At 68.5% G+C, this 12,634-nt stretch carries 10 protein-coding genes; 8 read left to right on the top strand and 2 right to left on the bottom strand.

All coding sequences use genetic code 11. The features are described from left to right. Positions 1–9: 9 nt before the first annotated feature. A complete protein-coding gene (locus AL346_RS01045) occupies positions 10–927 on the bottom strand; it encodes a branched-chain amino acid ABC transporter permease (RefSeq protein ID WP_019401708.1) in 918 nt (305 codons plus the stop codon). A 474-nt stretch (positions 928–1,401) separates the two neighbouring features. Here AL346_RS01045 and AL346_RS01040 point away from each other — a divergent pair, with 474 nt between their 5' ends. Then, complete coding sequence (locus tag AL346_RS01040) at positions 1,402–2,133, top strand: GntR family transcriptional regulator (RefSeq protein ID WP_019401709.1); 732 nt, start codon at positions 1,402–1,404, stop codon at positions 2,131–2,133. Positions 2,134–2,217: 84 nt separating this feature from the next. Then, positions 2,218–2,754, top strand: a complete 537-nt coding sequence (locus AL346_RS01035; protein ID WP_019401710.1) for a flavin reductase — start codon at positions 2,218–2,220, stop codon at positions 2,752–2,754. A 5-nt stretch (positions 2,755–2,759) separates the two neighbouring features. Here AL346_RS01035 and pcaD read toward each other — a convergent pair whose 3' ends face one another. Then, a complete protein-coding gene (gene pcaD / locus AL346_RS01030) occupies positions 2,760–3,539 on the bottom strand; it encodes a 3-oxoadipate enol-lactonase (protein WP_019401711.1) in 780 nt (259 codons plus the stop codon). 191 nt (positions 3,540–3,730) lie between these two features. Between pcaD and AL346_RS01025 the strand changes: the two genes are divergently transcribed. The 6 genes from AL346_RS01025 (at position 3,731) to AL346_RS01000 (ending at position 12,537) form a co-directional block, all read left to right on the top strand. Then, positions 3,731–4,189 (top strand): carbon monoxide dehydrogenase subunit G, encoded by a 459-nt coding sequence (locus tag AL346_RS01025; protein ID WP_019401712.1) that lies wholly within the window; start codon positions 3,731–3,733, stop codon positions 4,187–4,189. A gap of 238 nt (positions 4,190–4,427) precedes the next feature. After that, positions 4,428–6,653 carry a hypothetical protein gene (locus AL346_RS01020; protein ID WP_026015097.1) on the top strand — a complete coding sequence of 742 codons (2,226 nt, stop codon included), beginning with the start codon at positions 4,428–4,430 and terminating at the stop codon, positions 6,651–6,653. 293 nt (positions 6,654–6,946) lie between these two features. After that, complete coding sequence (locus AL346_RS01015; RefSeq protein ID WP_019401926.1) at positions 6,947–7,441, top strand: (2Fe-2S)-binding protein; 495 nt, start codon at positions 6,947–6,949, stop codon at positions 7,439–7,441. 114 nt (positions 7,442–7,555) lie between these two features. Next, positions 7,556–9,928 (top strand): xanthine dehydrogenase family protein molybdopterin-binding subunit, encoded by a 2,373-nt coding sequence (locus AL346_RS01010; RefSeq protein ID WP_019401927.1) that lies wholly within the window; start codon positions 7,556–7,558, stop codon positions 9,926–9,928. 62 nt (positions 9,929–9,990) lie between these two features. Continuing rightward, positions 9,991–10,797: a xanthine dehydrogenase family protein subunit M gene (locus tag AL346_RS01005; protein ID WP_019401928.1), complete on the top strand. Its 807-nt coding sequence runs from the start codon at positions 9,991–9,993 to the stop codon at positions 10,795–10,797. An 816-nt stretch (positions 10,798–11,613) separates the two neighbouring features. Beyond that, on the top strand, positions 11,614–12,537 hold the full coding sequence (locus AL346_RS01000) for a MoxR family ATPase (protein WP_053193132.1): 924 nt from the start codon (positions 11,614–11,616) through the stop codon (positions 12,535–12,537). Positions 12,538–12,634: the final 97 nt, after the last annotated feature.

Raw genomic sequence — 12,634 nt, 5'->3', positions numbered from 1 at the left:
GCGCCTCCCTCAGACCTTCTCGACCTCAGGCCGTCCGAGAATGCCGGACGGCATGAAGACGAGGACGATGGCGAGCAGCGAGAAGGCCGCGACATCCTTGTATTCGATGGAGAAATAGGCCGACCACAGGGTCTCCACCAGGCCGATGATGAGGCCGCCGAGCACGGCGCCCGGCAGCGAGCCGATGCCGCCGAGGACGGCCGCGGTGAAGGCCTTCACCCCCGGCACGAAGCCGTCGGCGAAGCTCACGACGCCATAATAGAGGAGGTACATGGTGCCGGCGACGGCCGCGAGCGCGGCGCCCATCACGAAAGTGAGCGAGATCGTCCGGTCGACGTTGATGCCGATGAGGGCGGCCATGCGCCGGTCCTGCTCGCAGGCGCGCTGGGCGCGCCCGAGCGACGTCTTCTGCACCACGTACCAGAAGACGGCGAGGAGGATCGCGGTCGTGACCATGATGATGATCTGCTTGTAGGACAGCGCCACGGCATAGCCGTCACGCTCGAAGAGCACGATCACGTCACGCACCATGGGCGGGATCGGCTTGTTGCGCGCGCCCTGCGAGACCTGGACGAAGTTGGACAGGAAGATCGACACGCCGATGGCCGAGATCAGCGGCGCGAGGCGGAAGGAGCCGCGCAGCGGCCTGTAGGCCATGCGCTCCAGCGTCCAGCCCCACAGGGACGTCAGCAGCATGGCACCGATCATGACGATGATCAGCGCAATCATGATCGAGCCGATGCCGAGCCAGGCCGTGACGAAGAGGAAGAGCATGAGCGCGATGAACGCGCTGAGCATGAAGACGTCGCCGTGGGCGAAATTGATCATGCCGATGATGCCGAAAACCATCGTGTAGCCGATGGCAATGAGGCCATAGATCGACCCCAGCGTCAGCCCGTTGATGAGCTGCTGTACGAAAACTTCCATAATCTACCGTTCCCCTGATGGGCGGGCCCTTATTGTTTTTGTCGTCCGCAGCGTGTCGGCGAAAACACGGCGCGGAAAGAGTCCACCGGAACAACACTGTGCTTAGCAACGGGGATCGGTCAAGACAATTGCCGAGGCCGGGGCGACCGGCAAAAAAGCAACGGATGCACCGTCGGCGCCCGGGCATGCGACCAAAAATTGCGCGCCACGGGCTTCGCTCCGCCGCAGTCGGCGTGGCTTCGATGCCGGCCGCCCAACGCCCGGGCGGATCGTCCCGGTGCCGGTGCCTGCGAACTCCAATGATGATTCGATGAGGCTGGCCGGCGTTGTATATTATTGATATAGTATAAAATATTTATTGCTTCCCGGTTAATAAATATATTGTACGCAAGAAATCTATTGTGGCGGTGGTGTTGCCTGCTTCTTCTCCCTGCGAGGGGGCAGCGCCAACGTAGGTTTCTGACGATGAGTTCTGTGGACAATGATATAGGTGCATCCTGCGGTGCCGAGGCCCAGTCGCTTGCCGAGCAGGCCTATCGTGCCATCGAGGACATGGTCGTGCGGCTCGATCTGCCTCCAGGCTCCCGCCTGACCGAGAACGACCTGTCGCAGCGCGTCGGCTTCGGCCGCACGCCGGTGCGAGAGGCGCTGCAGCGGCTGCATTACGACGGGCTCGTGCGTGTCTTTCCCCGCAAGGGCATTGCCGTATCCGAGATCAATCCGCTCGACGTGCTCGTGGCGCTCGATGTCTGTGTCGGCATCGAGCGGCTGGTGGCCGTGAGTGCCGCCCGCCGCGTCGCCGGGGGCGCGTGGGCGGTGACGGAGCGGCTGGCCGGCGCGCAGGCCGGGGCGGCCGGCGCCGCCGGCGGACCGGCCGTGGCGGCGCAGTTGGCGGCCGCGATGGCGGAGGCGGCCGGGACGGGCGACATCGTCGGTTTCGTCGAGGCCGACAAGGCGATCGACAGGATGCTCGCGGAGCTGTCGGGAAATCCCTATGCCGCTCGGGCGCTGATGCCGCTGCAGGCGATGGCGCGGCGGGCATGGCTGTTCTTCCGGCGCGCGTCCGACCTCGTGCCCGCGGCGCAGCGGCACGAGGACCTGCTGCGTGCCGTCTGCGCGGCCGAGGTCGCCGCCGCCGATGCGGCTGCGGAGGCTCTCATCGCCCACGTGCGCGAGAGCATCAAGGAGGCCGTCAGCCGCCTCTAGCGTGGCCTGTCCCGGTCTCCGCCCCTGCTTCCGGTTGCTTCGCAGATCACGCCGGGCCATATGAAAAGGCCGCAGGAGGCCTTGATGCACCGGGTTTTCATCGACGACGCATTCGGCGATACGCATGACGACCATGCCGCGACGCCGACCGAGCAGGCGTTTCGCGAGGCCATGAGCCGCGTGCCCGGCGCCGTGCATGTCGTCACGACGGCCGGTCCCGCCGGGCGCATGGGCTTCACGGCAACATCCGTGGCGCCGGTGTCCGATGCGCCGCCGACGGTGCTCGTGTGCCTCAACCGGGCCAGCCAGGTCCTGCCGGTTCTGGAGGCCAACGGGGTCTTCTGCGTCAATACGCTGGCCGGCGGCGAGGGGCCGCTCGCCGATGTCTTCGCCGGCCGCACCGGCCTGTTCGGCGCCGAGCGCTTCCGGTCCGGCGGCTGGACGAGGCTGGAAACGGGCGCGCCGGCCCTCGTCACCGCGAGGGCGGCCATGGATTGCCGCCTGACCGAGACGATCGATGCCGCGACCCATCGCATCCTCATCGGCGAGGTGCGGGCGCTCGCCATCGGCGCCGAGGGGGACAGCCTCGTCTACAAGGGGCGTCGCTACCACGCCCTGTGACGGCCTCAGCTGCGCAGGAAGTCGCCCGCCAGCCTGCTGAACTCGGCCTCCGCCTCGACATTGGAGATATGCGCCGCATCGAGGGCCACCAGCGACGAGCCGGCGATGGCCTCGTGGATCTGGCGGCCGGCGGCGGGCGGCGTGGCCGGATCATGCGCGCCGACGACGACCAGCACGGGGTTTTCCGCCGCGCGGATCGTCCAGCGCTGGTCCATGTCGCGGATGGCGGCGCAGCACCCGGCATAGCCGTGGGCGGGCGTCGTCAGGATCATCTCGCACATGGCGGCGGTCGTTTCCGGGGCTCGCCCGCGGAAGCCGGCCGTGAACCAGCGCTCGACGGTCGCATCCGCGAGGGCGGCCATGCCGCCGTGCCGCGCGGTGCGGATGCGGCCGTTCCAAAGGTCGGGCGGCCCCATGTGCGCGGCCGTATTGGCGAGGACGACCCGCCCGAGCCGCTCCGGCGCGTGGGTCATGAGCCACATGCCGACCATGCCGCCCTTCGAGACGCCGCACCAATGGGCTTTGGCGATGCCGAAATGGTCGAGAATCGCCAGGGCATCGCGGCCGAGCTCTTCGATGGAATAGGGCCTGTCCGGCGCGACCGAGGCGCCGTGCCCGCGCGAATCATAGCGCAGGATGCGGAAGTGCGATTGCCAGGCGCGGACCTGCGCGTCCCACATCGACATGTTGGACGACAGCGAGTTGGACAGCATGAGAACCGGGGCGTTTTCCGGTCCGTCCATGCGCACGTTGAACGGCTCGCCGGCGATGTCGATGATCGTCATGTATCCCGCTCCTCCTCCTTGGATCCCCTGCATCTCGCGCAGGTTGCGCCACCGGCGCAAGGGGGCAGAGGGGACAACGGCGGCCCGTCATGCTTCTGAGGGGCTGGCCGCGCGTGCGTTCTTGCGTAGATTGGAGGGCATCGAACCGGCCCGCTCGCACCAGGCGGCGATGACGACGAGGGAGGCAACCCATGGCCATGACGATGACGGGCGAGAACATCCTGCCGGCGGACCGGGCCACGGTCTGGGACAAGCTCAACGATCCGGAGGTGCTCAAGGCCTGCATCCCGGGCTGCGAGGAACTGGAGCGGACGGAGGACAACGGCTTCCGCGCGGTGGCGAAGGTAAAGGTCGGGCCGGTGAAGGCGACCTTCAAGGGCAAGGTCGTGCTCTCGGACATCGACGCGCCGAACGGCTATACCATCACCGGCGAAGGCGAGGGGGGCGTCGCCGGCTTCGCCAAGGGCGGGGCCAAGGTGCAGCTCGCCGACGTGCCGGAGGGCACGAAGCTGACCTATGACGTCGAGGCGCAGATCGGCGGCAAGCTCGCCCAGCTCGGCGGCCGGCTGATCAACGGCGTCGCCAAGAAATACGCCGACGAGTTCTTCGCCAATTTCGCCAAGGTGGTGGGAGCGGAGGAGGCGGCCTGACGGGCCGGCGAGCGACGCGCGGCGGGAGGCGAGCTCCACCCGCCGCATCCAGCGACATCTCACGATTTCTGTGGCACCGCGACGTGATCCCGCTCCCGGGCCGTCGCCATCCGGGCGCATCGGGACCGGCAAACCCATCGGAACTGTGAATTGACCGTCTGCCTGCTGGCACCGCGAAACCGGATGCCGGACAAGGGCGGATTATTTTTAAGTCATTCATTCATTCGAGGGTTTTCAGATGGGCCGAGTCTCATCGTTTCGCCCGCCCGTCGCCGGCAAGACACGGGCGGAGGATTTCGACCAGCAGCGGCGCGCCGTCGGGACGAGCGCGCAATGGGTGGCCGAGCACGGGCGACCCCAGCGGCACGGCAAGCTGCCGCTGCCCGGTTCGCCCGGCGCGCCGGGCCTGGCTCTTGTCGCCGCGATCCTGCTGGCCGTCGAGTACGGGGCCAATGCGGAGCAGGTTCTCCGCACGCGGGGCGAGCGGATGCCCCATGGCGGTCCCCGGCCGAACCTGCAGCCGCAGCGGGATGGCCGCGGCAGCGGGGCGACACAGGCGGCCAGGAACGCCACCGCCCTTTCGCCGGCGCCGGCACGACCTGCGGGCGTGCCTCCATCCGGTCCTGCCCCTGCCGGCGGCGGGCCGCCGCACCCCGTCGTTCCCGGTCTGCGGCCGAGCCCGGCATCCCGCCATCCGAGGGCTGCCGGGCCGGCGCGCACGGCCGCGACGGCCTCGGTGAAATGCAAGGACGGCCACAGCAAGCAGATCCACGACGCCATACAGGCTCCGCCCAGCCGACGCGGCGTCGGCGAGGAGGTGATCCGGCGGGAGGGGCACGACCCGCACGAGGAGGTGAGCGTCACCGACCATATGCCGCTCGGCGTCGGCGGCGCGAGCATCCCCGCCAAGATGAGCCGGATCGATGTCTACCTCGACGACCAGATATCGGTGTTTCCGTTCTTCCATCGGGACGTGCCCGACGAGATCAAGAAGCTTCCGGATCTGAACAAGCTCTTCGATCAGCGGTTTTCCGAGTACGTCGGCGAGGTCGCGGCCTCCTTCTCCGAGGCGGTGTCCGACAAGCTGTCGCAGATGGGCATCGCAGCAGGCGACGACGCGTCCATCCTCACCGTGCACGGCCGGGTGATGGCCAGCAAGGGCGGGCATTTCGAGATGCTCTATCCCCAGGGCCAGCAGGGCTATCTTCTGAAGATCACCCAAGGCGGCGAGCCGCGTTATTTCGCGCTGTCGAACAAGCTGTGCGGCCTCGTCGCCCCGGTTCCCGCGGATGAGGCCGGCCGTAACGCCTGGCTCGCTCAACATGCCGATCTGTTCTTCGAGGCAGGTGTGCAGAACACGATGCTGCCGGCCGCTTCGTATTCCGCACGCCCTCACAAGGAGGGGCTCGATGCCAACAGTGCCGTGCAGGAAAGCGCCCTCGACATCGTCTCACATGCCATCCTGCCCCTGAAGGACGAGGCGTTCGGCGAGACCGATCTCGAAGCCGCCATTCATCTGGCACGCAGCGCCATCCTGCCCTACTACGAAGCGGGCCGGGAGCTGAGCGACGGCGAGATCAAGGAGGCGCTGAAGTCCGCCGGGCTCGAGACCCTGGTCCTCGCCGGAGGGCGCGTCATCAAGGGGGGAGCGCAAACCCTCACCAAGGGCGTGCGAAAGGCCTTCGGCAAGGGCAAGTCGGCGCTGAAAGGGGCCGCCGACGCCGTCGGGGATGCTCTTGGCAGGCGGGCGGGACCGGGCGGCCGCAGCGGGAAGGCGTCGGGCCTGTCGACCGGCTTGGGGTCGGTCCGGTCGGGCCGGTTGAAGCACGCCTCGAGCGAAGTCGTCAGGACCTTCCGTGCCGGGGCGCAGGAACTGCGCTCGCCGTCCGTCACGAAGGACCTGAAGGAGATCGGGGCTCTGGTGAAGGGCGACCGGCAGATCCAGAAATTCCTGTCCTGCCCGAAGGAGGGCTGCGAAGCGGCGCTCGAACCCGTCATCGCCGCGCTGAAGGGTGCAGGCTACGAAACGCGCGTCCGCGGCATGTATCTGTGGAGCAACGCGAATATCGACGCCCCCAAGAACCACTTCCTTGTCCTCGCGAAGAAGGACGGCGTCGAATACGCGGTCGACGTGACCGCGGGGCAGTTCAGCGAGTTCGGCTTCTCGGGCGCCCTCATCGACACGGAGGAGGCCTGGGCGCGGATGCTCCATGACGCAGCCAGGCGCACGCTGATCAAGTACAGGGATTTCAACACGCCGCAGGCCGCCCGGTCGGCCTTCCACCCGCTCAAGGCCGTCGGGCCGACCGATGCGCTCGAGGGGTCGATCATCCTGTCCAGCCCGCGCTGGTACGGTGTCGCCAAGAAGACCGTGGAGATCTACAAGGTCATCGACAGGAAGAGCGGCATCTACAGGAAGGCGAGGGTGACGCGATATCACGTCACGCGGCAGCGCAAGGGCTGACGCTTGGGTCGCTCCCTGCGCGGGTACCGAAGGGCGCGACGCGGCACCGCCGCGTCCGCCGACGTACTTCGCACCAGACGCCGCTATCGCGAAAATTTTGCGGCGCAAAGCGCGAAAAACGACGATCCGCCGGTTCTCATTCAGCGCTTGACCCCCGATTCCGGCCGGTTCAGACTGGATTTCGACCAGTTCCAGGGTAGGGGTCTCGATCCTGGTATCCCGTGTCCGATGTCGCCGTAAGCGACCATCGCAACGAGCCGCACGCCCGTGCGCGCCTAAGGGGAGGGTTCCGAATGACCACCGTGACGATGACGGTGAACGGCAAGACCGTGAGCGCGGACGTCGAGCCGCGCACGCTGCTCGTACAGTTCCTGCGCGAAAACCTGAAGCTCACCGGCACGCATGTGGGCTGCGACACCAGCCAGTGCGGCGCCTGCGTCGTCCATCTCGACGGCGTCGCGGTCAAGAGCTGCACCACGCTCGCGGTCAGCTGCGAGGGCGCGTCGGTCACGACGATCGAGGGCCTCGCCGCCGGCGGCAAGCTGCACCCCATGCAGGAGGCCTTCCGCGACAACCACGGCCTGCAGTGCGGCTTCTGCACGCCGGGCATGATCATGGCCGCCATCGACATCGTGAACAGGTGCGGGCACGACCTTGCCGAGCACACCATCCGCGAGGAGCTCGAGGGCAACATCTGCCGCTGCACCGGCTATCACAACATCGTCAAGGCCGTCGCCGCCGGCGCGGCGGCGATGGGAACGACATCGCTGCAGCAGGCCGCCGAATAGCGTGCCCAACGGCCCGGCGGAGCGAGGCTCCGTCCGCGGCCGGACCAACGGATCGCGCGTCGAGCCGGCCGTCCGAGAGCCTGTGCCGCGCGCTGCAGTTTCTGGGAGGAAACGATGTCCGTGACGCATATTGGCGCTGCCGTGCGCCGCAAGGAAGACCAGCGTTTCATCACCGGCCGCGGCCAATATACCGACGACCTGTCGCGCCCGGGCCAGACCTACGCCTATTTCCTGCGCTCTCCCCACGCCCACGCGAAGATCCGCTCGATCGACACCGCGAAGGCGGCGGCGATGCCGGGCGTCGTCGCCGTGCTGACGGGCGAGGATCTCGCCAAGGACAACGTCGGCGGGCTGATCTGCGGCTGGATGATCCATTCCAAGGACGGCACGCCGATGAAGGCGGGGCCGCATCCGGCGCTGGCGCAGGGCAAGGTGCGCTATGTCGGCGACCATGTGGCCGTCGTGATCGCCGAAAGCCTCGCCGAGGCCAAGGATGCGGCCGAGGCCGTCGAGGTCGACTACGAGGTGCTCCCCGCCGTCGTCGATCCCGCCGTGGCGCAGAAGGCGATGAACGGCGCCGAGCCGGTGCACGAGGTGGCGCCGGACAACACGGTCTTCGCCTGGCATCTCGGCGACAAGGCCGCCACCGATGCGGCCTTCAAGGGGGCCAGGCACGTCACGACGATCGACCTCGTCAACAACCGGCTCGTCCCCAACGCGCTCGAGCCGCGGGCGGCGATCGGCGACTACGATCCGGGCACGGACGGCTATACGCTCTACACCACGAGCCAGAACCCGCATGTGGCGCGGCTCGTGCTCTCGGCCTTCGTCGGCATCGCGCCCGAGCACAAGCTGCGCGTCATCGCGCCGGATGTCGGCGGCGGCTTCGGCTCCAAGATCTTCATCTATGCCGAGGAGACGGTCTGCGTCTGGGCGGCGAAGAAGGTCGGGCGGCCGGTGAAGTGGACGGCCGAGCGCACCGAGGCCTTCCTCGCCGACGCGCATGGACGCGACCACGTCTCCCATGCCGAGCTCGCCACGGACGACAAGGGCAGGATCCTCGGCCTTCGGGTGAAGACCACCGCCAATCTCGGTGCCTACCTCTCCACCTTCGCCTCCTCGGTGCCGACCTATCTCTATGCCCCGCTCCTGTCCGGGCAGTACGACATCCCGGCGATCTATTGCGAGGTCGACGGCGTCTACACCAACACCGCGCCGGTCGATGCCTATCGCGGTGCCGGCCGGCCGGAGGCGACCTTCGTCATCGAGCGCCTCATGGAGGTGGCGGCGCGGGAGCTCGGCATAGACCCGGCGCAGTTCCGCAAGCGCAACTACATCAAGAAGTTCCCGCACCAGACGCCGGTCATCATGAACTATGACGTCGGCGATTATCACGCCTCGCTGCAGAAGGCGCTGGAGCTCGCCGACTACAAGAACTTCGGCAGGCGCAAGCGCGAGAGCGCGCGGCGCGGCAAGCTGCGCGGCATCGGCTTCTCGTCCTACATCGAGGCCTGCGGCATCGCCCCCTCGCAGGCGGTGGGCTCGCTCGGCGCGGGCGTCGGGCTGTGGGAATCGGCCGAGGTGCGCGTCAACCCGACCGGCTCCGTCGAGGTGCTGACCGGCTCGCACAGCCACGGCCAGGGCCACGAGACGACCTTCGCCCAGCTGGTATCGGACAGGCTCGGCATCTCCATCGACCAGGTGACGGTGGTGCACGGCGATACCGACAAGGTGCAGTTCGGCATGGGCACCTATGGCTCGCGCTCCGGCGCGGTGGGCATGTCGGCTATCGTCAAGGCGCTCGACAAGGTCGTCGCCAAGGGCAAGAAGGTGGCCGCCCACGTGCTCGAGGCCGCGGAAGGCGACATCGAGTTCAAGGACGGCAAGTTCTCCGTCGCCGGCACGGACAAGGCGCTCGGCTTCGGCGACGTGGCGCTGCAGGCCTATATCGCCCACAAGTTCTCGGGCCAGGAGCTGGAGCCGGGGCTGAAGGAGGGGGCGTTCTACGACCCGACCAACTTCACCTTCCCGGCGGGCGTGCACATCTGCGAGGTCGAGGTCGACCCGCAGACGGGCATCACGCGCATCGAGCGCTGGACGGCGGTGGACGATTTCGGCGTCGTCATCAACCCGATGATCGTCGAGGGCCAGGTGCACGGCGGCATCGCCCAGGGCGTCGGCCAGGCGCTGCTCGAGGGCGCGCGCTACGACAAGGACGGCCAGCTCGTGACGGCGAGCTTCATGGACTACTGCATGCCGCGCGCTGACGACCTGCCGTCGTTCAACGTGGGCATGACGTCGACGCCGTGCCCGTCGAACCCGCTCGGCATCAAGGGTTGCGGCGAGGCGGGCGCCATCGCCGCCCCGGCCGCCGTCGTCAATGCCATCACGGATGCGCTCGGCCATGAGGACATCGCCATGCCGGCGACGCCGCAGGCCGTCTGGCGCGCCTGCCGCAAGGCGCCGATGCGCATGGCGGCGGAATAGGCCTCAGGATCGGGACAGGCCCCGCCGCCCGGCGGCGGGGATTTCGGAACGGGGAGAAACCCATGTACGCCTTCGACTACCACCGGCCGACGAGCCTGAGGCAGGCGGCCAACATGCTGGCGAAGAACGAGGACGCCAAGCTGCTCGCCGGCGGCCACACGCTGCTGCCGACCATGAAGCAGCGGCTCGCTGCGCCTTCGGCCATCATCGACCTCAACGCCGTCGCGGAGCTGTCGGGCATCGAGCTCAAGGGCCGCTCGCTCGTCATCGGCGCCATGACGCGGCACGCGGCCGTCGCCGCCTCGCCCGTGGTGCGGGAGGCGCTGCCGGCGCTCTGCGAGCTCGCCGAGGGCATCGGCGACCCGCATGTGCGCAACCGCGGCACCATCGGCGGCTCCATCGCCAACAACGACCCGGCGGCGGATTACCCGGCGGCGTGCCTTGCGCTCGGCGCGACCATCGTCACCAACAAGCGCAAGATCCCGGCCGAGGAGTTCTTCACGGGACTGTTCGAGACGGCGCTGGAGGAGGGGGAGATCGTGACGAAGATCTCGTTCCCCCTCGTCGGCAAGGCGGCCTATGAGAAGTTCCCCAACCCCGCCTCGCGCTACGCGCTCGTCGGCGTCTTCGTCGCCAAGCGCGGCAGCGACATCCGCGTCGCGGTGACGGGAGCGGGCGCCGACGGCGTCTTCCGCGTGCCGGCGATGGAGGAGGCGCTGAAGAAGCGCTTCTCGCCGAAGTCCCTCGAAGGCGTGTCGGTGCCGGCCGACGGGCTCAACAGCGACATTCATGCGGATGCGGAATACCGCGCCCACCTCATCGGCGTCATGGCCCGCCGGGCGGTGGCAAAGGCGACGAGCCGGGGGTAACGGCGGGGCAGAGCTGTCGCGCTTTCTGAAAGGACGCGCCCTCCTCTTGTCATGCCCGGCCTTCTCGGCCGTCATGCCCGCGCTCGTCGCGGGCATCCACGCGGTGCCGCCGGGCACCCGGTTGCAGGACGTGGATGGCCGGGACAAGCCCGGCCATGACAAGCGGGGAGGGTATGCGCCATGTCCGGCGATGACGGACGGGGAGGGGCTGCGCCATGCCGGGCCATGACGGGCGGAGAGGCCGTGCGCCACGCCCGGCGATGACATCGGCACGCCGCTCCCCGGCCGTCATGCCCGCGCTCATCGCGGGCATCCACGCCGCGCCGCCGGGCACCCGGTTGCAGGACGTGGATGGCCGGGACAAGCCCGGCCATGACGGTGGAGAGGTTGTGCGCTACGCCCGGCGATGACGGACGGGGAGGGGCTGCGCCATGCCGGCCATGACAAGCGGGGAGGGTATGCGCTACGCCGGGCCATGACGGGTGGAGAGGCCGTGCGCCACGCCCGGCCATGACACCGGCACGCCGCTCCCCAGCCGTCATGCCCGCGCTCGTCGCGGGCATCCACGCCGCGCCGCGGGCACCCGGTTGCAGGACGTGGATGGCCGGGACAAGCCCGGCCATGACGGGCGGGGAGGTTGTGCGCTACGCGCTGGCCATGACGGGCGGAGAGGCCGTGCGCCATGTCCGGCCATGTCCGGCCACGTCCGGCCATGGCCGCGGGAAGCCGCGTGGGCGATTACGGGCGGCTTCCGGCTTTCTTCTCTCTGCGGCTGTGCGTAACCTGCGCTCCGATCACCCATTCACGAAGGACCGCATGACCCAGCCCCTTCAGCTCCCCACCTCCATCGACGAGACGGTCAAGCTCCTCAAATCGGCCGGCTATGTCAGCGACAGGCCGCTGGCGACGGTGCTGTTCCTGGCGCTGAAGATGGAGCGGCCGCTCTTCCTCGAGGGTGAGGCGGGCGTGGGCAAGACCGAAATCGCCAAGGTGCTCGCGGCCTCGCTCGGCCGCCGGCTGGTGCGGCTGCAGTGCTACGAGGGGCTCGACGTCGCCTCCGCCGTCTACGAATGGAGCTATGCGGCGCAGATGATGGCGATCCGCCTCGCCGAGGCGGCGGGCACCGTCGACCGCGAGCAGCTCGAGCACGACATCTTCTCCGAGCGCTACCTGCTGCGCCGGCCGCTGCTGCAGGCGCTCGAGGGCGACACCGCGGGCCCGCCGGTGCTCCTCATCGATGAGCTCGACCGGGCGGACGAGGCCTTCGAGGCCTTTCTCCTCGAGGTGCTGGCGGATTCCCAGGTCACGGTGCCGGAGCTCGGCACCATCCGGGCGGAGCGCCCGCCCATCGTCGTCATCACCTCCAACCGCACGCGTGAGATCCACGACGCCCTGAAGCGGCGCTGCCTCTACCACTGGGTCGACTATCCGACGGCGGTGCGCGAGCTCGCCATCCTCAAGGCCAAGGTGCCGCAGGCGCCGGCCCGCCTGTCGAAGGAGGTGGTGGCCTTCGTGCAGGCGCTCCGGCGCGAGGAGGTGTTCAAGGTGCCGGGCGTCGCCGAGACGCTCGACTGGGCGACGGCGCTCGTCGAGCTCGACGCCGTGGCGCTCGATCCGGCCATCGTGTCCGACACCCTCGGCGTGCTGCTGAAATACCAGGACGACATCCAGAAGCTGCAGGGCTCGAAGGTCAAGGAGATGCTCGATGCCGTGCACGCCGACCTGAGGGCGGCGGAGTAGCCGGCGCTTCGCCAGGAAAGCGACGATCACCTTCCCTTGAGTCGAGGGGCGGGCGGCCGGCGGCGGCTCGTGCATCGCAGCACGAGAGCCTATATGG

This window comes from Chelatococcus sp. CO-6 (assembly GCF_001271345.1).
In the GTDB taxonomy this organism is placed as follows: Bacteria; Pseudomonadota; Alphaproteobacteria; order Rhizobiales; family Beijerinckiaceae; genus Chelatococcus_A; species Chelatococcus_A caeni.
This window is presented reverse-complemented; position numbering and strand designations above follow the sequence as displayed.

Coding starts and splice junctions, on each gene's coding strand:
- AL346_RS01045 (WP_019401708.1), bottom strand. CDS start 927: ATGGAAGTTTTCGTACAGCAGCTCATCAACGGGCTGACGCTGGGGTCG.
- AL346_RS01010 (WP_019401927.1), top strand. CDS start 7,556: ATGTCCGTGACGCATATTGGCGCTGCCGTGCGCCGCAAGGAAGACCAG.
- AL346_RS01005 (WP_019401928.1), top strand. CDS start 9,991: ATGTACGCCTTCGACTACCACCGGCCGACGAGCCTGAGGCAGGCGGCC.
- pcaD (WP_019401711.1), bottom strand. CDS start 3,539: ATGACGATCATCGACATCGCCGGCGAGCCGTTCAACGTGCGCATGGAC.
- AL346_RS01015 (WP_019401926.1), top strand. CDS start 6,947: ATGACCACCGTGACGATGACGGTGAACGGCAAGACCGTGAGCGCGGAC.
- AL346_RS01025 (WP_019401712.1), top strand. CDS start 3,731: ATGGCCATGACGATGACGGGCGAGAACATCCTGCCGGCGGACCGGGCC.
- AL346_RS01020 (WP_026015097.1), top strand. CDS start 4,428: ATGGGCCGAGTCTCATCGTTTCGCCCGCCCGTCGCCGGCAAGACACGG.
- AL346_RS01035 (WP_019401710.1), top strand. CDS start 2,218: ATGCACCGGGTTTTCATCGACGACGCATTCGGCGATACGCATGACGAC.
- AL346_RS01000 (WP_053193132.1), top strand. CDS start 11,614: ATGACCCAGCCCCTTCAGCTCCCCACCTCCATCGACGAGACGGTCAAG.